The sequence below is a fragment of the Vibrio sp. 10N.286.55.E10 genome (genome assembly GCF_002872555.1).
Lineage (GTDB): Bacteria > Pseudomonadota > Gammaproteobacteria > Enterobacterales > Vibrionaceae > Vibrio > Vibrio crassostreae.
Genome location: NZ_MCSD01000020.1, coordinates 36,963 through 60,207, shown reverse-complemented (window position 1 = coordinate 60,207; position 23,245 = coordinate 36,963). Strand labels below are relative to the sequence as shown.

General features: G+C 44.6%; 20 protein-coding genes. 14 read left to right on the top strand and 6 right to left on the bottom strand.

Annotation, left to right across the window (positions count from 1 at the left end; translation table 11 throughout):
• Positions 1 to 32 precede the first annotated feature (32 nt).
• A complete protein-coding gene (gene pabB, locus BCV39_RS12835) occupies positions 33 to 1,412 on the bottom strand; it encodes an aminodeoxychorismate synthase component I (protein WP_102432742.1) in 1,380 nt (459 codons plus the stop codon).
• Between the two features lie 254 nt (positions 1,413 to 1,666).
• Between pabB and BCV39_RS12830 the strand changes: the two genes are divergently transcribed.
• The 8 genes from BCV39_RS12830 (at position 1,667) to BCV39_RS12795 (ending at position 9,525) form a co-directional block, all read left to right on the top strand.
• Positions 1,667 to 3,184, top strand: coding sequence for a fumarate hydratase (locus tag BCV39_RS12830; protein WP_009847029.1), 1,518 nt, complete (start codon positions 1,667 to 1,669; stop codon positions 3,182 to 3,184).
• A gap of 164 nt (positions 3,185 to 3,348) precedes the next feature.
• Positions 3,349 to 3,534 carry a hypothetical protein gene (locus tag BCV39_RS12825; RefSeq protein WP_004734731.1) on the top strand — a complete coding sequence of 62 codons (186 nt, stop codon included), beginning with the start codon at positions 3,349 to 3,351 and terminating at the stop codon, positions 3,532 to 3,534.
• 211 nt (positions 3,535 to 3,745) lie between these two features.
• Positions 3,746 to 5,119 (top strand): YcjX family protein, encoded by a 1,374-nt coding sequence (locus BCV39_RS12820; protein ID WP_102432741.1) that lies wholly within the window; start codon positions 3,746 to 3,748, stop codon positions 5,117 to 5,119.
• Positions 5,120 to 5,133: 14 nt separating this feature from the next.
• Entirely contained in the window at positions 5,134 to 6,186 is a 1,053-nt protein-coding gene (locus BCV39_RS12815) for a TIGR01620 family protein (RefSeq protein WP_102432740.1), read from the top strand.
• A 123-nt stretch (positions 6,187 to 6,309) separates the two neighbouring features.
• Positions 6,310 to 7,854 (top strand): transcriptional regulator TyrR, encoded by a 1,545-nt coding sequence (tyrR, locus tag BCV39_RS12810; RefSeq protein WP_102432739.1) that lies wholly within the window; start codon positions 6,310 to 6,312, stop codon positions 7,852 to 7,854.
• A gap of 18 nt (positions 7,855 to 7,872) precedes the next feature.
• Positions 7,873 to 8,460: a ribosomal protein S5-alanine N-acetyltransferase gene (gene rimJ, locus BCV39_RS12805; RefSeq protein WP_048658426.1), complete on the top strand. Its 588-nt coding sequence runs from the start codon at positions 7,873 to 7,875 to the stop codon at positions 8,458 to 8,460.
• 138 nt (positions 8,461 to 8,598) lie between these two features.
• Positions 8,599 to 9,072 carry a DUF2947 domain-containing protein gene (locus BCV39_RS12800; protein ID WP_102432738.1) on the top strand — a complete coding sequence of 158 codons (474 nt, stop codon included), beginning with the start codon at positions 8,599 to 8,601 and terminating at the stop codon, positions 9,070 to 9,072.
• A 237-nt stretch (positions 9,073 to 9,309) separates the two neighbouring features.
• Entirely contained in the window at positions 9,310 to 9,525 is a 216-nt protein-coding gene (locus tag BCV39_RS12795; protein WP_017108192.1) for a hypothetical protein, read from the top strand.
• Between the two features lie 156 nt (positions 9,526 to 9,681).
• On the opposite strand, the gene BCV39_RS12790 is transcribed toward BCV39_RS12795, so the two are convergent.
• The 3 genes from BCV39_RS12790 to BCV39_RS12780 all read right to left on the bottom strand — a co-directional run bounded on the left by BCV39_RS12790 (position 9,682) and on the right by BCV39_RS12780 (position 15,281).
• Positions 9,682 to 12,534 (bottom strand): Hsp70 family protein, encoded by a 2,853-nt coding sequence (locus BCV39_RS12790; protein WP_102432737.1) that lies wholly within the window; start codon positions 12,532 to 12,534, stop codon positions 9,682 to 9,684.
• Between the two features lie 153 nt (positions 12,535 to 12,687).
• A complete protein-coding gene (locus BCV39_RS12785) occupies positions 12,688 to 14,649 on the bottom strand; it encodes an Hsp70 family protein (protein ID WP_102432736.1) in 1,962 nt (653 codons plus the stop codon).
• A complete protein-coding gene (locus BCV39_RS12780) occupies positions 14,649 to 15,281 on the bottom strand; it encodes a DUF2760 domain-containing protein (protein ID WP_048658430.1) in 633 nt (210 codons plus the stop codon). The genes BCV39_RS12785 and BCV39_RS12780 overlap by 1 nt, the downstream gene beginning before the upstream one ends.
• 348 nt (positions 15,282 to 15,629) lie before the next feature.
• Here BCV39_RS12780 and BCV39_RS12775 point away from each other — a divergent pair, with 348 nt between their 5' ends.
• Complete coding sequence (locus BCV39_RS12775) at positions 15,630 to 17,168, top strand: sensor domain-containing diguanylate cyclase (protein ID WP_102432735.1); 1,539 nt, start codon at positions 15,630 to 15,632, stop codon at positions 17,166 to 17,168.
• 87 nt (positions 17,169 to 17,255) lie between these two features.
• A complete protein-coding gene (locus BCV39_RS12770) occupies positions 17,256 to 17,786 on the top strand; it encodes a 3'-5' exonuclease (RefSeq protein WP_102432734.1) in 531 nt (176 codons plus the stop codon).
• 144 nt (positions 17,787 to 17,930) lie between these two features.
• Here BCV39_RS12770 and BCV39_RS12765 read toward each other — a convergent pair whose 3' ends face one another.
• Entirely contained in the window at positions 17,931 to 19,622 is a 1,692-nt protein-coding gene (locus BCV39_RS12765; protein ID WP_102432733.1) for an LruC domain-containing protein, read from the bottom strand.
• Between the two features lie 10 nt (positions 19,623 to 19,632).
• Positions 19,633 to 20,160, bottom strand: coding sequence for a hypothetical protein (locus tag BCV39_RS12760; protein WP_102432732.1), 528 nt, complete (start codon positions 20,158 to 20,160; stop codon positions 19,633 to 19,635).
• 469 nt (positions 20,161 to 20,629) lie between these two features.
• Here BCV39_RS12760 and BCV39_RS12755 point away from each other — a divergent pair, with 469 nt between their 5' ends.
• The 4 genes from BCV39_RS12755 (at position 20,630) to BCV39_RS12740 (ending at position 23,243) form a co-directional block, all read left to right on the top strand.
• Entirely contained in the window at positions 20,630 to 20,986 is a 357-nt protein-coding gene (locus BCV39_RS12755) for an antibiotic biosynthesis monooxygenase family protein (protein WP_102432731.1), read from the top strand.
• 15 nt (positions 20,987 to 21,001) lie between these two features.
• Positions 21,002 to 21,697 carry a hypothetical protein gene (locus BCV39_RS12750; RefSeq protein ID WP_102432730.1) on the top strand — a complete coding sequence of 232 codons (696 nt, stop codon included), beginning with the start codon at positions 21,002 to 21,004 and terminating at the stop codon, positions 21,695 to 21,697.
• Positions 21,698 to 21,918: 221 nt separating this feature from the next.
• Complete coding sequence (locus BCV39_RS12745) at positions 21,919 to 22,800, top strand: helix-turn-helix domain-containing protein (protein WP_181359924.1); 882 nt, start codon at positions 21,919 to 21,921, stop codon at positions 22,798 to 22,800.
• A 5-nt stretch (positions 22,801 to 22,805) separates the two neighbouring features.
• Positions 22,806 to 23,243, top strand: coding sequence for a hypothetical protein (locus BCV39_RS12740; RefSeq protein ID WP_102432729.1), 438 nt, complete (start codon positions 22,806 to 22,808; stop codon positions 23,241 to 23,243).
• The last annotated feature ends 2 nt before the right edge of the window (positions 23,244 to 23,245 follow it).

Here is a 23,245-nt window from a genome sequence, read left to right as displayed (position 1 = left end):
AATCGCGGAACTCGCAGTTAATGACGCTAGGTTTAGCAATCTTCAAGTACCGGTAGAATTCGACTCAGCTTATCCAGAGTTTCTTGGTATTCAGAAGCACAATCACTATCAAATACCACACCACCGCCAGCCCATGCATAAAGCGTATTGTTCTCGGCGACTAATGTACGAATGGTAATACTGGTATCCATTCTTCCATTTCGGCTGATGTAGCCAATACTGCCGCAGTACGCTGAACGTCGATGCGGTTCTAACTCTTCAATGATCTGCATCGCGCGAACTTTTGGTGCGCCAGTAATCGAACCGCCAGGGAAACACGCTCTCAGAAGGTCAGTCGCAGAATATTGTTCATCAAGGTCTGCTCGTATCGTGCTTACCAAGTGGTGCACGGCAGGGAAGCTCTCAATATCGAACAACTTTGGTACATGCACTGTGCCCGATTTTGCCACTCGGCCAATGTCATTACGAAGTAGGTCGACGATCATCAAGTTTTCCGCCTGATCTTTATCGGCGCTTGCCAGATCTTGCGCGTTAGCATCATCAATCATCGGGTTCTCAGAACGAGGTCGTGTGCCTTTAATTGGCTTGGTTTCAATGACGTTGTCTTTGAGTTCTAAGAAACGCTCTGGCGAAACACTGATGATTGCGCAGTCGGCCAAACGGATGAAACCCGAAAAGGGTGCTGAGTTGTACTGCTCTAACTTGTCATAAGCCAGCCATTCACTGCCTTGGTATTGAGCATTGAAGCGCTGAGCTAAGTTGATCTGATAGCAGTCCCCGGATAACAGGTATTCTTGAACGCTATCGAACTTGGTGGCGTAGCTCTCTTCGCTCATATTGGATTTCCACGGTGTGGTTAATCCAAAGGGCGCATGTGTTAGGTGTGATTGACCCATTTTCTGCATCAGCCAATCATGATGTTCATCGATATTGTTACCGACAATACACGCCGTTTTCAGTTGGTGATCAACGATAACAGCCCATTCATACAAGCCAACCGCCATGTCAGGTGCTTCAATATCACGCGTTGCGAGTGATGGAAGTGTCTCGACTCTGCGCCCTAAATCATAACTAAAATAGCCTAAAGCGCCGCCAACGAATGGCAACTCAGTGTGCTCTTTAGTCGCAGGCAATAATTGCTGCTGATATTGGTCGAGTAGTTCGAAAGGATCGGAGTCTGAAACCTCGCACGTCTCATTAACATTAACGGTGGTTTTTGCACCGATTGTTTCGAAGGTGGCGATGGGTTGAGCAACTAAAATATCGTATCGACTATCAACGTGGCTTTCTGAAGCGGAGCGTAATAGCATTGCCCACGGCAGGTTTTCAATATGGGAAAACAGCTGTTTAGCTAAAGTTGATTGATATTCAAGCGGCTTGATTTGGATAGAGCGAAATTCGTTGTTATTCATTTGTTTAATTTGTGACAAAGAGTTCGATCACTGCATGGCGTGTGAGAGGAAGCAAGAGTATCATAAATTGAAAATAAAATGGGTTCTTGATTAGAACGGAGTAATCCAAGTGGTTTAGTTTAAAGCTATGCAAGCGATTGCTAAAGCAACTAAATACAGCTCAACACAATAAAAAGCTAAACCACCTAATTCGATTTGGCATATATAGCCAAACTGTGAACCCACATGGAACCAGAACAATAAAGAGGCATGCAATGACGGTTATTCGTAAGCAAGATGTGATCAGCAGTGTCGCTGACGCACTTCAGTACATTTCTTATTATCACCCTTTAGACTTTGTCCAAGCCCTAGAAAAAGCGTACGAGAAAGAAGAGAGCCAAGCAGCTAAAGATGCGATCGCTCAGATTCTTATCAACTCGCGTATGTCTGCGGAAGGCCATCGTCCAATTTGTCAGGATACGGGTATTGTTACTTGTTTCGTGAACATCGGTATGGATGTTAGGTGGGAAACGGATCAAACAGTACAACAGATGGTTGATGAAGGCGTTCGTCAAGCTTACAACAACCCAGATAACCCATTGCGTGCATCTGTCCTAATGGACCCTGCAGGTAAGCGTATTAATACTAAAGACAACACGCCAGCGGTTGTTCACATTAATATGGTTCCGGGCAACAAAGTTGAAATCCAAATCGCAGCGAAAGGCGGTGGTTCTGAGAACAAAACTAAGATGGTTATGCTGAACCCTTCTGACGATATTGCAGAGTGGGTAGAGAAGACCTTACCAACCATGGGTGCGGGCTGGTGTCCACCGGGCATGCTAGGCATAGGTATTGGCGGTACGGCAGAGAAAGCAGCAGTACTAGCAAAAGAATCTCTGATGGAGCACATCGATATTCAAGAGCTTATCGACAAAGGTCCAGAGAACGCTGAAGAAGAGCTTCGTTTAGATATCTTCAACCGTGTAAACAAACTGGGTATTGGCGCACAAGGTCTTGGCGGTCTAACAACTGTGGTTGACGTGAAAATCAAAACAGCGCCAACGCACGCAGCCTCTAAGCCTGTCTGCTTGATCCCGAACTGTGCAGCAACACGTCACGTACATTTCACATTAGACGGCAGCGGCCCTGCAGAGCTAACACCACCTAAGTTAGAAGAGTGGCCAGATATTACTTGGGAAGCAGGTGCAAATACTCGCCGTGTTAACCTTGATGAAATTACTAAAGAAGACGTTCAAGAGTGGAAGACCGGCGAAACGGTTCTTCTATCAGGTAAGATCTTAACCGGTCGTGATGCAGCGCATAAGCGTATTCAAGGTATGCTTGAAAGTGGTGAAGGTTTACCAGAAGGTGTCGACCTGAAAGGTAAGTTCATTTACTACGTAGGCCCTGTTGATGCAGTAGGCGATGAAGCGGTAGGTCCTGCTGGCCCAACAACGTCTACTCGTATGGATAAATTCACCGACATGATGCTAGAAGAAACCGGCATTATGGGCATGATTGGTAAAGCAGAGCGCGGCCCTGCAACGGTTGAGTCAATCAAACAACATAAATCGGTTTACCTGATGGCGGTTGGCGGTGCAGCTTATTTAGTCGCAAAAGCAATTAAAAAAGCACGCGTTGTTGCGTTTGAAGATCTCGGTATGGAAGCGATTTACGAGTTTGAAGTTGAAGACATGCCAGTAACGGTAGCGGTTGACTCTAACGGCGTGAACGCACACCAGATCGGCCCTGACACGTGGAAAGTGAAAATTGCTGAAGCTGAAAAAGCGTAATTAACCGAAACCAAAAAATCGTAATTGTCGCTAACTTCAGCGTTTGAATTGCAATTTTTGACAGAAAGTTAAAGACAAAAGTGCAGCATTATCTGCACTTTTGTCTTATTATCAATGATATAGTGATAAACACATAGTTTGATATAAGAATATAGGAGAGAGGAATGCCTCGTTTTATTCAGATCCTACAGATTATCTTGGCAGTGGTGATTGGTGCTTTTGTTGGCTACGACCTGATCTTGAAAGGAATCAGTATCTTTGATAATAAATACGTGACGATTACTTGTGCGCTTTGGCTAATCGCAGAGATTGCACTGTTTGTTATCTACAAGTTGATTGAAGACGATTAAACGTCGGATATCGCAGAAAAATCCTAAAGCCCCTGATTATGAATGTAGTCAGGGGCTTTTATTCATCTAGCATTAAGAATGTGTATTGCATACTCATTACTATTAGTAAAAGAACAAGCAAAAGCATACATATTATCCCAACAGGGAAAGAACATAGGCTTGCCTCTCTATTATCATAATCAGCTAGCCTAACTATCACGGAGTCGTTCAAATGAAACACCTAACTCAAGAAATGAGTGACTTTATAAGCAGAGGAACGGATTCTCACATTCGAGTAGCGGTCACTGGACTTTCTCGTGCGGGTAAGACAGCCTTCATTACTTCGCTGGTTAATCAGCTTCTTCATACGTCTACCCACAAAAATCTGCCTCTACTTGCATCAGCGAGAGATGGAAGAATTATTGGCGCAAAGCGCATCCCGCAACACAACATGATGATCCCACGCTTCTCTTATGATGAGGCGATGGAATCTTTGAATGCGCAGCCACCAGAATGGCCAGTGCCGACGCGCGATGTCAGTGAGATTCGTCTAGCCATCAAATATAAGCCAGCTAAAGGCGCAAAGAAGCTGCTGAGCAAAAACAGCACCCTTTATCTCGATATTGTCGATTATCCAGGTGAGTGGCTACTTGATTTACCTTTGCTGGATATGGACTTTGATACTTGGAGCCAATCCCAATTCGCCGCACTCAAAGGCGATAGAGAAACCTACTCGCAACAGTGGAACGCAATGCGTTGTGATATCGATTTGCTAGCAGAAGCGGACGAAAAGAAACTGGTCGCGATTGCCGATAGCTATACCCAGTACCTTCATACTTGTAAAAGTAACGGACTGCATTGGGTACAGCCGGGTCGATTCGTATTGCCGGGTGAGCTTGAAGGTGCGCCTGTGCTGCAATTCTTCCCGTGTGCTGCGCCCGAGGGTAAATTCTCGAAAACCAGCAACTATGCGGTTTTAAAAGCGCGTTATGAAGAGTATCAACAGAAGGTCGTAAAGGCGTTCTATAAGAATCACTTTGCCACGTTCGACAGACAAATCGTGCTGGTGGATTGCTTACAACCACTTAACGCAGGCTATGACTCTTTCATGGACATGCGTGGTGCGTTAGAACAGTTATTGAAGAGCTTTAAGTACGGGCGAAGCAATATGCTAAGACGCTTGTTTGCGCCGAAGATCGACAAGATTTTGTTCGCCGCAACCAAGGCCGATCACGTGACACCGGATCAACATCCGAACTTAGTATCACTGTTACAGCAGATGGTACACCCTGCTTGGCAACAGGCGGCGTTTGAACATATCGACATGAGTTGTATGAGCATCGCGTCTATTCAAGCGACCAGTGCGGGATATATTTCGTCGGGTTCAGACAATGTTCCAGCACTGCAAGGTGTCACTTTAAATAACGAGCCTCAAACCATGTATCCGGGTGAGGTGCCGCGCAAACTGCCGAACAAACAGTATTGGGAAACCAACCAATTTGATTTCACGAGCTTTAGGCCAATGGAGCAACACTCCGATGAGCCTTGTCAGCATCTGAGAGTCGACAAGGTTTTAGAGTATCTCATTGGCGACAAGTTGAAGTAATTGAGGCAATCAAAATGAGTGAATTAAAAACAAAGCAGGTCTTTGATGAACCGTTGAAGACCTCGTTCGACGAGCCTGATAAGAGTGAAGTTACCCCTGATTTGGGTGCTCAAAAGCTATTTACGGTACAAGAGAAGTTTGTACCCGTCGCGCCACAAGTGGAAACTGACCTTGATGGTGAAGCTGAACAGCAATTGGAACAAGTGATTCGACCGAGTAAAAAGAAGAAGTGGTTTGGAACGGGTCTATTGATCGCTTTTTCTGGCCTCGTTGGATGGCAAGCAATTGATTCGGTCATTACCGCGATTCAAACTGCTGACTGGCTTGCATTAGGTTGGGCAGGCTTTATTGCTGCCATTGCTTCATTGGGTTTAGGCGCAATAGGCAAAGAGCTATGGAAACTGCGCTCGCTTAAAGACCACTTTAGTGTGCAAGAGCAGAGTGAAGAACTCTTGCAAAGCCAAAGTGTCGGCAAGGGTAAAGCGTTCTGTGAAAACATCGCCAAGCAAGGCGGTATTATTGCTGAGTCACCTTCGTACGATAAGTGGCGAAACAGCATTAACCCAGCACACAGTGATGCAGAAGTGTTGGATATGTACGATGCGTTGGTTGTTGCTCAGCAAGATAAAGTGGCTACTCAAATCGTCACTAAGTTCTCGACCGAATCGGCGGCTTTGGTTGCAGTGAGTCCATTGGCTGCTGCTGATATGTTGCTGGTGGCGTGGCGTAATTTCACCATGATAGACAAGCTTGCTGATGTGTATGGCATCGAGCTTGGCTACTGGTCTCGTATTAAGCTATTTAAACTGGTGTTAATCAACATGGCCGCTGCAGGAGCCAGTGAACTCGCGATTGATGCGAGCATGGATCTCGTCTCGATGGACCTTGCAGGCAAAGTCTCAGCTCGAGCAGGGCAGGGGCTAGGTGTCGGTATCCTTACGGCGAGACTGGGCTTAAAAGCCATGACATTACTGCGTCCTATGCCTTGGCATAACGAACGAAAAGTAAAACTGGCAGACCTCCGCAAAGCCGTCCTTTCAGAAATAAAGCGTATTACTCTCAAATAAAGCATTGAAAGGTCAATAGTTTGAGAAGAAGAGTAAACATATGTTTACTCTTCTTCTTGACTGAACTCAGAGCTTAATCCACACTACTGTCAACTTATCCTGACACCTATAATAGGACTATTTGTGCGTCTTGAAGTATTGTGTGAAGACAGACTCGGCTTAACGCGTGAGTTGCTCGATATCTTGGCCTCAAAAAGCATTGATTTAAGAGGAATCGAAATTGATGTTAAAGGCATTATCTACCTAAATTGCCCTGATATCGATTTTGATGCTTTTAGTGAGCTTATGGCTGAAATTCGCCGAATTTCAGGTGTGAAGGATGTACGTAAAATCCAATTTATGCCAAGCGAAAGGCATAACACAGAGCTGATTGCTCTGCTGGCAAACCTGCCTGACCCTGTGATTGCGATTGACCTTAAAGGCTCAGTCGACATGGCTAACCACGCTGCACTGAATCTCTTCAACAAGCAAGAAGACGAAGTCATCGGTGAACCGTTAGCGACGTTCGTTCCTAGCTTTAACTTTGTTCGTTGGATTGAAGGCGATGTAACGCGCCATCGTGAAGTTGTCGTGTTGGATGGTTTAGATTTCTCGATTGAAATCCTACCAATTTACCTTGGTGGTGATGTCAACGAAGCGGTACTGGCAAGTGCAGTAATGACGATTCGTTCTTGTAATCAAGAGATGAACTCGCCAGATTCAATTCCAGAACAGAACAACCTAGGTTTCGAACACTTTGTTGGTGTCTCTAATCGCCATAAAGCTTTGATCAGCCAAGCTAAGAAATTGGCTATGTTGGATCAGCCTCTATTAATTGAAGGCGATACGGGTACGGGTAAAGAGATGCTAGCAAAAGCGTGTCATAACCGTTCAAATCGTTCTTCTTTCCCATTCTTGATTCTAAGCTGTGCATCAATGCCTGATGACGTAGCGGAAACCGAATTGTTTGGTCATGCACCGGGTTCGTTTAACCATGAACAAGGGCATAAAGGCATTTTCGAGCAAGCGAATGGCGGCACGGTATTTTTAGATGAAATTGGCGAAATGAGCCCACATCTACAAATCAAACTGCTGCGTTTCCTACAAGATGGTTCATTCCGTCGTGTGGGTGAAGAAGAAGAGATGCACGCGGATGTTCGTATTATTGCATCAACGCGCCATCGCCTTTCTGAATTAGCAGACTCCGGCTCGTTCCGTGAAGACTTGTTCTACCGCTTGAATGTACTGACTCTGTCTATCCCTGCATTGCGTGAACGCTCAAACGACGTAGCGCCACTGTTGGAACTGTTCGTTTCAAAGTACGCGCAGCAATTAGGTATGTTAAAACCAAAACTGACTCAAGAACTAATCGACCAGCTTGGTAATTACCAATGGCCGGGCAACATTCGTCAGTTAGACAACATGGTTCTACGCGCATTAACAGAGTTGGATTCAGACACGCTAACGGTTGAGCAATTCCACTTGCCAAAGCTTGAAACCATGACAGCAGGAATGGCGAACTTAAGCTTAGATGGTTCTCTGGATGAGATCATGAAAGACTATGAATCTCAGATTCTAGAGAAGCTTTATCAGTCTTTCCCATCAAGCCGTAAGCTTGCAAAGCGTTTGAATGTATCCCACACCTCAATTGCGAATAAGCTTCGTGATTACGGTATCAGAAAGAACTGATCGAATAAGAACAAGATTATGGAAGATTTGAGTACACCAGAGCGCATTTATAAGCATGATGGTAATCTGATTCTACGCACGGCTGAAATTGATGACGCTGGCATGATCAGCGAGTACTTTCAGGTTAACAGAGAGTACCTGAAACCTTGGGAACCGATTCGCGAAGATGCGTTCTTTGATAGAGCGAGTTGGGCGCAGCGACTGATCAAGTTAAACGAGCTTCATAAAATGGGGCTAGGCTATTACTGTTTACTGATTAACGCTGACTCTAATGAAATGTTAGGCACCATATCGTTCAGTAATTTGTCTCGTTTTCCGTTCTACGCTTGTAATGTCGGTTACTCATTGGCTCAAAGCGCACAGGGGCACGGTTACATGCGCAGAGGCTTGAGCATGGCGAAGGACTACATGTTTGATGTGCAGAACATGCACCGCTTAATGGCGGGCTACATGCCTCACAACGAACGCAGTGCGGGTGTATTAGAACATCTTGGTTTTGTTCGAGAAGGCTTTGCCAAAGACTACCTACAGATTAACGGTAAATGGGAAGACCATGTGCTGACCGCGTTGGTTAACCCAAACTGGGAAGACAGACGCACTGTTTAAATAAATAGTATTTAAGCGCACAAGCTAACAACGAATTTAAAGGCAGCGAATATCAAGCGATCTCTAATCGCCGCTGTATCAAAAAGAACAGATAGGCATGGTAATCCATCAGCCTGAGAAGATATTTGAGGAATTTTGATGTCATACACAACTTTGGACGAATACCAAAGAAAATGGATTTTCACCCACCAGTCAATGCCGCTTCCAGCAGAGGACTTGGAAAAGATTAAGCCAATGACACAGGCAAGAGCATCTCAGTTCTGGAAAGAGAACGTGAGCCCTCAAAGCCCAGACGCAGAACGACTAAGCTCGCAAGACTGGCCAAGCAAAGCATCGAACTGGAATGAAGAGATCAGCTGGATGGCGCATTGGGAAGCGGATGAGCCTGATATGCCAGAAGAGATTCTTAATTTTATCGATTGGCAAGATGACGTAACTGTTTATTTTTGTTACGAAAAATATAATGTTCTTGAAACAAAGTGGGCGATTTTCAAGAAGCATTGGAAGAACTTTTTGTTCTACGATGACGGTCCAATTCTACTCGGTCGTCGTCGTTCAGAAGCACTTTGGTTTGCTACAAATGGCACGGTGAAAATTGGTAACCGAGCTTAAGCTTTAGAACGTATGTATAGCTGTATAAAAGCGAGCCTAGTGCTCGCTTTTTTTGTGTCGGTGGATCTTTGAAGATTGTTGCGAAACACCCACTGTTTGAACCTGAAAATTGAATCGAATTCCTACTCGTTTAAAAGCGGAAATTCACGAAATTGAGATCGCTATCTCATTGGCTTAGTTGAAGTTTTATGGTGTTGGGCTATCTTTATAGTACTGCCTTAGTGGAGGTGAAGTATTATGATTTGGGATACTCTCGAACGTGTAAATAAACTTCGCAAGGAAGCAATGGAGGATCCGGATTTTCTGGATTCGGCAAAAATGCATGAGCAATGGCTTTTAAGCGAAACTCATAATCAATCTAAGAATGGAGAGAAAGAGAAGAAACCGAAAAAGTTATCAGACATCTATGAAAACACCGAATTTCCAATTAACCCAACCGGAACGAAACATTAATAATGATTAACTGCAACACGGCTAAGGCTCTTAACCAAAAAGCTATAAGTCGATTAAACATACCAGCCTTAAGCCACCCATAAAAAAGCCACTTTCAACGAACCGAAAGTGGCTTTTTCTTTTCTCGTTAGTGCTCTAATCTAATTAGCCCTAAAACTAGCTGTTAATCAGGCTCAACCCGCTTGGTAATGCATCACCAAACACGCGCTTAGACTCGCTCTCAGAAAGCTCAGTAACTTCACTTACTAGCGTTAGCCAAGACTCTGGCACCTTGCTTTGCTTTAACTTTTCAAGAACTTGAGCACGGTAGTCATCAGAGATATCGAACTGACGGTCGCCAGTCTTACGACAAATCATCACAGCCGCGAAGGCAATCATCTGCTCTTTCTGCCAATTCTGGTCAAGCAGCTTTGGTAACCACTGTTCAGCTTGCTCTCTAGGAATCACGCTGTGTTGGCTACCATACAAAGGTGTTCTTGATGCTAATCGACCTAGCGCCCACCAGTGCGCTTGTTCAAATTGGTTATGATTAATCGCTTTGCTTAAGAACCAACTTGCCAGCAGTACCTTGTCTTCAACTTCTAGTTGCTCAAGCGATGCGGCTAATCGCACCATGGCTTCGTAACCATTGTCTTGTGCATCTTTGGCCGTTTTAGGGTTTTTCATTGCGCCTGGGTGAAGGTACTTAGCGATGTCCGCTAAGATACTCTCTTGCTGCTCTTGATTCAGGCCACCCGCAACTCGACGCCAGAATACCCACCAATCTGTCCAACCTTGATGGTTCTGGAATTGGATGTTTTGTTGGTAGAGCCCCCAAATTTGTTCAATACGCCATGAGTCGGTTGGATCACCAAAGCCAGGTCGCATAGAGTAACCCGCCAAACGGAGCCAGTTCTTCTCATGAGCTTCAGAGCGACGACGGCGCTTACGACCTAATGAAAAGGTATCGAACAGGTGACGAAGGGTCGTGAAGTCCCATTCATCGCGTTTACCCAATCGCTTCTCAAGATCTTTAGATAGTGTTTTGATCTCTTTCGATTCAGCACTCTTTTTGTTGCCGCTGTACAGACGAGAAATCAACTCCTTACACTCATCCAATCTTGGATGAAGTTTAGAGTTGTCGGATTCATCGCCTTGCTTGTTTCTGACTTCGAACTCAAGCAACCAACGCTTGGTGTCATCTTCTGTACTCACACACTCCATTTTCAATGTGCCGACTTCGGTTAATTGACAAGCGAGCAATACTTCAACACGCTCCTTTTGGTTAGCTTGAAGCTCTGCAGTACCAGACCCTTCCAGCGTAGAAATATAAGGTGGAAGAGGGGAGAACAAGTCAGCATCGACATTGACCATCACACCATTTTGAATGGCGGTGTCATGAGCAATTTGATCGTGCGTTGAAGTCAGTAGATTGAAACGTACCGGCTCACCCAAAGTCAGTGAGAAACGACGGCTGTTCAAACGTATTTCTTGGCCTTCTTCAGTCCCTTTGGCAAGCAGACAAAGCGCTTTACCCATTTTGTTCTTTTCTTGTAGATGTAAGAAGTAAGAACGAGCCGCACCGCCACCGATTTTCAGTTGCGCGCCACGACGTGCTTTACCAAAGGCAACTGCGCCTAGCGCGACAGACCAGTCTGGGTGAGGGTTATCTAATACTGTGATTGGAGCGCCGTTCCAGTTACCTAGTAGCTGAGTAATACGCTCTGTGACAAGTTCACTGTTGAACACACCGCCGTTAAGCAGCACACCAACAGGGATAGCAGGCTTAGTGTCATCGAACTCAATCGAGTCTGAGTTTTCCAACGCAGCTTTTGACACTTGTTGATGTGTCGTTAGGAACTCTGCAACATGTTTACTGACCGCAGGATCGGCAACGTAAGGCAGGCCGAATTCAACCACGGCACTGCGGCGTTTGTCTGGTGTTTCAGTAAACTCAGAAAGCGGGAAGAAACCTTCCAATGCGATTTGATGAACTTCTTGTTTGGTTAAACCAATACTCTTGGTACCGCCAAGTAGCTTTGAACCGCTGCCCAGCATAGTGATTTTCACATCATCGGGTGCATTAGCAGAAAGTAAGCTTTCTTTTGCAGCGCGAGTTTGTTGAATCAGTTTGGTTAGGCTAGAGGCGTTCAGCTTCTTGTTTTGACTGAAGCGCTGCTCTGCAAGGTGAGCGAGGGCTAAATCTAGGTTATCACCACCCAGCATTAAGTGTTCGCCAACACCGATACGGTCGAGTGCTAGCTCGTTATGGCCAGCATTATCTACATCGCTATTCTCATTGAAGCTGGCTTCAATTAAGCTCAAGTCGGTAGTACCACCGCCGACATCACACACTAAGATCAATGGGATCTGTTGAAGCTCTTTCGCAGCCGTTTGTTGATGACGAGCGTACCAGTCGTAACATACCGCTTGAGGCTCTTCGAGTAATAGAATCTTGCCTAAGCCTGCGAGTTCTGCGGCTTCAAGTGTCAGCTTACGTGCTGTCTCATCGAATGAAGCCGGAACCGTCACTACAACATCTTGGTCTTCAAGTTTGTTGCTTGGGTTGCGGTAGTTCCATGCTTGGCGAATGTGATTCAGGTAGCTTGCACTTGCGACAACTGGCGAGACTTTATCAACATCAGCTGCGCCTGCCCAAGGCAGAATGTCGGAGTTACGATCCACCGCTTGGTGTGATAACCAGCTTTTAGCACTCGACACTTGGCGGCCTTCAACCTTAGCACCCAATTCACGGGCCCATTCTCCAACGATAACGTTCTTAATATCGCCTTCAACTGGGCTTGGTTCCCAGGGCATAGTCAGGTCAGAAGGGGAGATTTGACCTTGTGCAGGGTGGTAACGAAATGATGGTAGTAGAGGCTTGCGAACCACTTCACCGGGGCCGATGAGTTGGTCAATATCGAAAAGAGAAACGGGAGCATGTTGTAGGTCGTCGTTGATTTCACAGTAAGCGACAACCGTATTCGTTGTGCCTAAGTCAATGCCGACTAAAAAACGAGGAGTTGCCATACAAAACCTTATTCTTCCAGAGTGATGACCAGTTTTTTGATAGCTTTGGTCTTATTGTTGTTATTCGTAAACGCCATTCCTGAAAAACAGGTAGGACTAGGTTGAGAACTGCATTGATAAAGTAACGGCACCCGCTAAGGTGCCGTTGATTCATTATGCTTGTTCGTTTGAGTCGCTATTCGTATCTTCACGAACGTCAAACTCAACGTGCCATTTCTGACCATTGTCAGTGGCAATCGCTTCTAGGTATAAAGTACCTAGCTCAGTAACGCGAGAAGCCAAAGTAACCGGAACCACTTCACCTTCGCGACGGCCTTCAGAAACAGGCAGTGTCACTTGGATTTCAGGAAGCTCATCGAGCTCTTCTGGTGCCCAGTGATCAAGGTGAGTACCAGCTTGATCTTCACGGCGAGTTGTTGAACCGAAGAACTGGAAGTGAACTGGCTGGCCAATCACTAGACCAAATTCTTGGCTAGGAACTTGAACGCTTGAGCCTTCTTCCATACCAAATGGTGCAACACACAGTGCCTCCATTGGAGGAGCCATACCTGGGATTGCAGGCATCGCGCTTTCAATACCTACGTAGTAAGCAGAAGCGATACCGCCACGGATACGAACGCCTTGACCACGACGTACCGCGCCGTAGTACGAAGCACCACTTGCAACGGCTAGATCTAGGTCTAGGCCTGAAAGTTGTTTCGCAAATTCTGCATCAGCATTAATCAACCACTCGTTGATTGTGTCTGAAAGACGATCAGCAAGTAGGTTAGATTTTAGAACACCACCGTTGAACAGGATTGCTGTTGGCTTGATGAAGTCAGCTGCAGGCGCTTCTGCACCTGGCATACCGGGCATGTTTGCAAACGGGTTGAAATCTTGCTGAGCGGCTTCGCTATTTCCAGAAAGCGCGTTCGCTTGCTTAGAAAGGAATGCAGCAATGTGACGAGTAATACCTGCATCTTGAGCGTAAGGCAGACCCATTTGAGTCAGTGCGCCACGCGTCTTTTGTACTGGGTGCTCAGTCACAGCAACTTTAGGGAAGAAGCCATCAACCAATGTTTGTTGTACTTCTTGCTGAGTCAGTTCTGTTTTCAGTGTTGCGCCAAGTAGCTTAGAACCACGGCTTGGTACTACGATTGGCACAGATTGCAGTTCAGCATCGTTTAGCAGTGCTTCTTTCGCATCACGACATGCGTGAGTCATGGCTTGAACCTGCCAAGGAGCCAGCTCTTTGCCTTCTTGCGCCAGTTTCATTTTCAGGCGGTAAGCTAATGCTAAGTCCATGTTGTCGCCGCCAAGTAGGATGTGTTCACCTACAGCGATACGATTCAGGCTTAAGTTACCGTCGTCTTGTGTTACTTCAACTAGCGAAAGGTCGGTTGTACCACCACCAATATCGACAACAAGAACGATGTCACCAACGTTTACTTCATCACGCCATGTGTCGTTGCTGTTATCAATCCAGCTGTAAAGAGCCGCTTGTGGCTCTTCAAGAAGCGTTAGGTGAGTGAAACCAACATTACGTGCAGCTTCTGCTGTTAGGTCACGAGCCGCAGGATCAAACGAAGCAGGAACCGTGATCGTTACGTCTTGGTCTGCCAATTTGTGTTCTGGGTTAGCGTGGTTCCATGCGTCTTTAAGGTGCTCAAGGTACAGTTCAGTTGTCTTAAGCGGAGATACTTTTTCTACTTCTTCAGGGCTGCCTGCAGGAAGGAAAGCATCGCGACGGTTTACACCACCGTGGCATAGCCAAGATTTTGCACTTGCTACCAAACGGATAGGGGTTTTAGAGCCAAGGTTACGAGCAATCGCACCCACTAGTGCTTTCGGCTCTGAAGACCAAGGAAGAACGCGAGATCCCGCATTCATTTCATGTTCGTGCGGCTGGTATAGGAACGAGCCAAGTTGGCTGCGAGTTTCTACTGTACCAGGAGCCGTAAGCTGAGGGATTGGCATCACCTCAACGCGTGCATCTTCATTGGTTGTATCGATGAAAGACAAAACGCAATGTGTGGTACCTAAATCGATACCAACACTGAACTTAGGTGCCTGATGGTGCTCTTGAGAAGATAGTTCTTGTGAATGCTCTTGAGCTGAATGACTTTGGTGTTCCATTATAGCTCCACCTCTGCCGGTGCAATTACAGATGCATCGTAGTTTTCAGCAAGCTTAGGCAGATTCATGTCAGTTGCTTTCCAGCCTTTGTGAACCAGTGTGCCGTTGAATGGCGCATTGCCTGTTACGTTGCCTGTTAGGCGAATTTCTTGAGGGTTGAAACCTTCAGCGATAGTGATACGTGTTTCTTCATCTTCGCTGCGGATATGAGAAAGCGTTACGTAGTCTGCTAATACTTTTTGACCGCCAGTGTGAATAACACGAGCTGCTGCGCCAACTTCTTCATCAGAGAATGACGTTAGGTCTTCTTTTAGGAAGTCAATTAAACGCGCTTCTTGCTGCATGATAGACAGTAGCTGCATCGCTGAATCAGTTGGGGCTGTTGCCAGCTTAGATTCAACTTCTACTACTTTTTCGATAACACGTTCAACTTCAACAACTTTTTCTACTTCGACAATTTTTTCAACTGGCTTTTCAACTTCAACGATCTTCTCTACTGGTTTTTCTACGACTTTCTCAACCACTTTGGTTTTACGAGAAACGGCAATTAGCAGTAGTAAAACGCTTGATGCAGTTAGGCCTGCGTGAAGCATATCAAACGTTTGTGGGATTAGGTTCAAATCAACGATCATAGTGATTTCTCTTTAAAATTGATTTAACGGTATATTCGTCGGTTCAAAGGAATATACAGGTTGGAAAGAAACTCAGTGGCGCGAAGCCGAATTGGTCACTTTCAAGCTATAAATATGGGTGGATACTAGCATATTCAAGGCTTAAGAGTGGTATTTAATGCTTTCAATCAAGTGGGTTTTTAGTGTGTTAGCTTGAAATTTAGTCGAGATTCGCCTGAATATTGGCCTCTGATGTGAGGGGCAGGTAAACAATGCCTGTTTTATGTTAGTTTTTAGACCAAACATAAATGGAGCATGATTCCCTTCCGTTATATACTTTTAACTCATTAGAGCCTATTTGGAAGCCACATGCCCCACACAACCGACCCACTAACAGGGTTGAAGAGACGAACTCTCCCATTGGTCGTATTTTCGGTCAGTTTTTTGATTACTGTGTTGTGTTTTATACTAGTCGCACTCAACCAAAACCGCGCGTTAAATATGAATCTGGATAGCTTTGCTACTCACCAGACATTGAGCTTGGAAGCGTTTATCGCTAATGATGTGGCTTATATTGGTTCCGGTGCTAATTTTTTCTATTCTAACGACCCTGAAAACTGGGATAAATTTGATCGTTTTGCCCAGCAAACCATTAATGACTCAAAAAGCTTAATCGGCTTGCAGTGGATGCAAAAAGTGCCGGCAGACGAGATTGCCGAACATACCGATAAGATGAAAGCAAAATACCCGTCTTACGAGCTGTATACAATCCCAAAACATGAAGCCAAAACCTATGGTTACGTCTTAGATGGTGAACCCATCTTTGTAGCTAGCGATATGTATCCCAATACCGAAGCAAACAACAGTGTTCTTGGTTTTTACTCTTCTCGCGAGCGATTCAAGCTGGTTTTAGACAATATTAAACACACGCGCAAAGCGAATATTTCAGACAAAGTTCGCTTGCTTCAAGACGGCTTAGATCAAGACATACCAAAGACAGGTATGCTGGTCTATCATCCTGTATTTGAGGGTGAAAGCGACAACCTACTCGGCGTTGTAATTGGTGTGGTTCGTACGACGTATTACTTTGAAAACTTACTGGCTTCGGCAGTGGGCGACATGGATGTCTATATTCGTGTTACCGATACGGGTTTCGAAGCAGAAGATTCCCCAATCTTGTTTGAAACCGAGGGTTATGAAGCCGTTTCTGGCCACCACATAACAAAGACGATTGAATTGACTAACCGTGATTGGAAGGTTGATTACAAAATAGATTCATGCATCTCTTTTTATGGCTATTTGGTATTAACTGGAATTGCCTTAGTGGGGACAACCATCTCTTTGTTGTTGGCGTACATCGTTAACATGCAAATCCGAGAGAAAGAACGTTTGTATCAAATGCTTGATAAAAGAACAGAAGAACTTCGCTTTTTAGCCAACCATGACAGTCTTACGGAAGTTTATAACCGACGTGCTTTCAATAAGATGTTAGATAAAGCGATACAGCGAAATGAACCCTTTAGTCTTATCGGATTTGATGTTGATATGTTCAAAGGCATTAACGACGAATTCGGTCACCCAGCAGGGGATGCGTTACTCATTCATGTCATCAAGTTGATTGCAGTGAGTCTGAAAGAGGGGGATAACCTATTTCGTATAGGTGGAGACGAGTTCTGTATCATTTCTAGCATTACAAACCATGAAGCGCTAGACCGATATTTACAATGCATTCTAAGCACAGTGAGTCACTCTCATTGTGAGCACAAAGGTCGACAGCTAAGTTGTACTTTGAGTATTGGTGCTGCCATTCGTGCCAACGAAAACACGGAAGAGATTCTGCAAAAAACAGACAGTATGCTCTATCAAAGTAAGTCGAATGGCCGAAATCGAGTGACAATTGCAGGCTAAATGAGCACTTGATACAACTAGGGTCGAGTTCTGTATTGGGCTCATGTACAATTTCACGAAATTTTTGACGAGAGAATTAGGCGACGTATGAATCACAATCGAGTGGTGTGTTTCGATTTGGAAATGTGCTGTTGGAGCGAAGACGGTGTGGGAACAACAGGGGAGATCATTGAAGTTGGTCTTGCTGAGATTGATCTGGCATCCGGAACTATCGTGAAACGAGCGCAATACTACGTTAAGCCAGAGAAAGACGAAGTCTCTCTATTCTGTGCCGAGTTAACGGGCATTACACCTCGTAAAATCGAAAAGCAGGGTCGCCCATTAGAGTCTGTTATCAAGTCGATGATTAAGAACTTCGGTGGTCCCAAAAAAATCTATGCAGCGTGGGGGCGTGACGACCTTATCTTACACAAAGAGTGTATTGAAAAAGGCATCGAACCGCCGTTCAGCGAGTTCTTGAATATCGCAACGCTTTATCGAGTTCAGAATCGATTGAAAGACAAACGCATTGGTCACCGCGCCGCTCAAGAAGCGAAAAATATTGAGTGGGAAGGTCGTCAACACTCGGGTTATGTTGATGCTTATAACTTGGCAAAGCTTGTGCTGACGATGCTTTAGTACCTGCCTTTTATATTGCAGGTTGAACTGCGATCAAGTAGAACATCTGAAGAATAAGCGACAAAAACCTCTATTTATCCGTTGGGTAAATAGAGGTTTTCTATTTATTACTATAAGGTTAGTTGTTCTTTACTTAAATTGTAACTACCACACTTTATTGAGTTCAGGGGATGAGAACCAGTTGTTGTGTTGCTCGCCTCCAGATTGCGCCCAGTTCACGATGTTAGGGTAAGCAGCACACGCATCTTTTCGCTCTAAAGGGTGGGACCAAGATGCAGGTATGTCTAACGCCCAAGGTAAACCGTTACTTGTCTGGTAGTACTCATTGTTATCAACACTTGAATCATCATCACCTTGACCGAACACGCTCGTATTGGCGAGGTCTGTGTGTGGATAGTTCATTAAATGGACTTCTTTATCGCGATTGTTTGCTTTGAATATGAAAGGGTTAAAGCTTTTGCCCGCGAGACTTTCAATCGAACCATCAATGACCAGCGACACACTGTATTCAACGAGATCTCTATTGTCTCCGGATTCAGTATTGTAGAACTCATACCCTGTCGTGTTGGGTAGCATTTCATTAATGCTTTCAATGACCACAAAAACTAACTCTCCAGAGTGTCCATTTTCGGGTGTTAAATTCTCAGTCGAACCATCATAGGTTTTTGTCAATGTGCCTATATTGGATGCCTCTAACCCTGATAATGAAATGGCAAAACTGTTATCTTGCGCAGCTCCTCTAGCAATAGCTTGACCATAGTAGTCGAAGCGTGTGATCTGATTGTTCGCATCAGTGTAAGTACCATAAGCGTAGTGTGTAACGAAGTCATTTAGGTCATAGTCGCCTTCATAAGGCCATAGGTCTTCAAACCCCAAAGTATACCAACCAGAAGTTGGCGTTCGGCTGTAAAACGCGATAGTTGGATCGCTCGGCGCATAATCATGTATATCTGCAATGCCATCTCCATCCGTATCACCGATTTCCGGCCATTCTATTTCTGCAATATCACTGATTAACCCATTTGAGTCGATAGCGGTAACTTGAACCTTCCACAGCTCACCAGCAACAGTTTGGCTAGCGGGCAACGTTGCGTCACTATTGTTGTTTTTACCAACAAATTCATCATCAACATAGAAGCCTTGCCCAACATCGACAAACCAGCGGTAGCTGTAGGTGACAGAATCTGAATCTGGGTCGCTGGGCGTTGGACCTGTAACGCTAACAACAAGATCATGAGTAGCGCCTAGCCCCGTGCTTCTTTCTAAGGTCGGTGTATACGGCGGGTTGTTAGCTATTTCCGTGTAGGTGACGCTGATTAGGCTATAGGAGAGGGTGGTATACCAGCCATCTTTGTTGACATCAATATCTAGGTCGACGTCGACAAGCCCGTCATCAAGGGAAGAGCTAGGCAAATCAAACACCGTCGTTGACCAGTTTTCATTCGTCCCTTGCAAAAAGCCTGGCGTTAGCATTGCTCCGTCGACCGATACACTATCATACTCACCGCTTTCTCCGTGGTGAGCTTCTGAATCGACATCATAAGCGTAAATGGTGAGGGTTGCTGCGGTGATCTGAGAACCACTAGGCACAGCAATATCGTGCTGCCATGAGTAATCTTGATTGTGACGACTGTACTTGCCAAACCCATATTTGTTGTTATTCGGAGCACTGTAGTGTGGAGATGTACTATTGTCGTCGATCTTTTGAGTGACGGTAATCGAGCCGTCGCCATTTATAGTAGAAGAGTTTTCGGAAGCGGCAGAAAAAACGAGTTGAGAAAAAGAGCTGACCGAGAATGTACCAACTAAGATGAGTGACTTTGTTATATTATTCATATCTCTACCCTTAATCTTCATCCAAATAGATGTCACATGAAATCAACAGATTTGATGAAAGTTCATCTAAATCGTATGTTGACGTGCATTCTAAGTCTCTAACAAGGGCAATTATTGTGATGCTTTGCCAATGACTCGGGATTGAGAACTTATTGGAAAGTTGACCGTCCTTGTTTGAGATGCCTGTGTAGAAAGGGCTAGAGTCAGTCAATGAGTTCGAAGTACTAAATAGTTTGATAATGTGAGAGCCGCGAATGTTTTGTGGTTCGCCGTTGGTCGTGGAAAAACTACTAACGACATCAATCGCCATTTCAAGAGTTTCGACACCACTCCAATCAAAGTTACCCGGCACCACTATATCGCTGAATGAATCAACTGTAGCTATAGGCTCACTTACCGTTGCAATTTCCGGTTCTGGTTCCTCACTTGATGAAGAGCTCCCACCACTGGTGCTTCCACCGCCGCCACCTCCGCCGCCACAACCAGTTATCACAGCACTTAATGACATCGTTAATATCAAAGGAGTTAATGCTTTCATTTTCAATATCCTTATTTAATGAGTTGCATATTGAATTAGCAAGTCACGTGCCATGCTTAAGTGACTGATTTAACGTATTTTTTTTTGGATGCTAGATATGTCTAGTCAGAAAGCTACCTCATTTTTAAAAAGAGAATCAATTTGACCGAATAGCACCATATAGCGAAAGGGTTAGGCAAGGGAGCTGCCCATTTTGAGAATTGGCCTCGAAAATTACTTTAAATGTCGGGTAGTTAGCTCTGGGACTGACTTGAATTGCGTCTTATGTGTCGAAAGGTAGAGAATGGTTATCCAAAAACCTAATTTCAGCGAGTGGCTTATCAATAGTGAATGGCTACATCGCTTATTTAATGAGTGAATAATATTGGTTTGAAATTTAGCTTTTTAATTAATATTAAATCGCAGGTTGCAGCCTTGATTGGGTAGGGCTAGATGATAGCGTTAGCTCACCCAAAACAAGGAGAATAGGATGAAGCACATTATTAAGTATGGATTGGCACTGGGGGCGCTAAGCGTCAGTGCGCTAGTTTCGGCAACCCCCGTTGTATTGATAAACACTTTTTCAGTCGAGCCAGCCCATGAAGCCGCAACGTTAGCGTATTGGGAAAGCGCAAGAGGCGTGTTAGAGCAGCAACCTGGGTACTTATCGACTAAGTTACACCGTTCTTTAAGCTCGGACGCAACTTACCGCTTCATCAATGTCGCTGAATGGGAAAGTAAGAAGCAATTCCATGATGCGATACAGGCGATGAGAAAAGAGTTACCACCTTTAAAAATCGAAGGGGTTTCTGCTGACCCTAACTTGTATGAAATTGTTCGCGACTAATTAGGAAACCACATAATGAAAACAACGCTAGGAACCTTTTTAGCTATTTTTAGCTTTCTATTTTCAGCCCTTCTATTTTCTAGTTATAGCCATGCTGCGGCATACGGTGTGTCAGTAGCTTGGAAAACCGATGACGCTCAAGCGGTATTTGAGGTAATGCCGCATCAGAAAAAAGCATTTGCTAACTTAATTGATGCGGGCTTAGTCCACGACATGTTCGTATCTGAAAGCTTTATCGGAGATAAGAAATTTCCGATCATCAAGTTTGTGATTGAAGCGGATAGCGAACAGCACGTTCGAGAGTTGATTGGTAACTTACCATTCCAATTTAAAGATCTTGTAGAGGTGACTGAAATTAGAGACATCGGTAATAAGTGGTTAAACACTGAAGTCGCTTTCAAAAACTACGCAGTTGAACTCGCTTGGAAAGAGCCAGAGAATCAATTCATTGTCGACGAGATTATTAGCCAAGATTTACAAATGGTTGTCGATTGGAGCGCTCAAGGCGTGATTACTTCTGCTTATTTAAAACATCAAGAAATAGCACAAGAGAAACCAAACCAAAAAGCGATGATTAGGCCAATCTACTCAATGGCAATATTGGCTAAAAACGAAGCACAAGCACGCGAAGTTGCCAATCAGTTGAATGCGGTAAAGCTAGGCTTTGCTGAAGTCATGGTCAGTGAACTGGGCTTTAAACTAGATCTATAGAAAATAAGAATTATAAAAAATGAGAGACGTAGAAACGAGCGTTATAGATATCATTCGATGTAACTTCGTTTCCATAGGCCTGGTTAGTTGAACTAAGAGTTAGGCCTCGTACTAAGGTGAGTGAGTCTGCATGACTGACTCACCTTATCGTTGTTTTTCTTGTTACTTGCTGAACTTATATTTGGCTGAATTATTGGCTAAACTTATCACCATTCTTTTCTATGTATGGTTTGGCATTAGCTCGACCAAACCAACACTTTTTTGATGACCTTTTTATTTATGAACACCTCGCCGAAATGAACGCCAGTAGCCCTGAAAAAATCATCTTAGACGCTTCGGGTATCGAGTTGGTTAACAACACACTCATTGATTCGAACTTGGACGAGCGGGTGACTTTGTCTCCCTCAGAAGCCTTGATTCTTGAGTTCTTAGTGAAGAACAGCCCCAAAGCTGTGGGTCGCGACTTCTTGCTTGAGCATTGTTGGCCGGGCAGGGTGGTGACAGGCAGTTCGCTTAATGTTGCAGTTAAGAACATTCGTACAGCATTAGGTTCACTTAAGTGTGATTGCAAAATCTTAACGGTGCAAAAGGAAGGGTACAGTTTTAGTAGACCTCAACAGCTCGGTGGTTACCTAACACCCACTTCAGCTATTCAAGTTGAAGTGATTGACGAAACCTCAGCATCAAAGAGCTCGAGTACTGAAAGCGGCAACAATGAACATGAGCCGGCCTTAACGAAGCAACCAGACTCGTATAAACAGCGTCAGGTGCAGCATTTTATCGCGCGTCATAGATCTCGTATCGCAGGAATATTAGTCAGCGGATTTCTTCTCATGTTGTTTTATCAGTTTGCTTTTTTTATGGATAAGACGAGTTATCACGGCATGGATGTTTATCACGACAGTTTGAATTTTGATCAAGAGCTTTTAACTGAGTTGAATACCGTGTCAGAACTCGGTGTTGAGTCACTCTACCTGCATCGCATTGGCGTTGGGTGTCAGAACATTCAAGCCGTTGCTTTGATAAACGGGCGCTGGAAAGAGATGAGCCATCAGTTTAAATCGCTCTCTTGTGATGACGACAATGACGATGAGCGAGGATAGCCGATATGAATCGTAAGTTTTGGATGCCTATTTTGTTGACGCTTTTTGTGATTTTAAATGTCGGTTTAATTTCTGGGCTCGCAACCAAAAGTACTTATAAATTTACCGCAGAATACCCGATGATAGGCTGGGAGAAAATCTCACTTCGATTGGAAAATGGTCGAGTTAAAATGCAGTACATTGGTTACGACATCGATGGGAATGTTGTTCAAACCAAGCAGATGTTTGGTGTGTTCTTACGCTGGGGGAATCACTACTACCTTTACCAATTGGACCAAGACCAAGCCCAAGATAAACAGGTTTTCAATATCAAGCACTTATATATTCAACAAACACAAGGCAAGCGTAGCGTGTTGGTATCAAATCAGCGCGGCCTTTATGTGACTAAAAAGGGCACGCCGTTAGAGCTCAAAGGCATCATGCATGGCGATCGATTACGCTAATA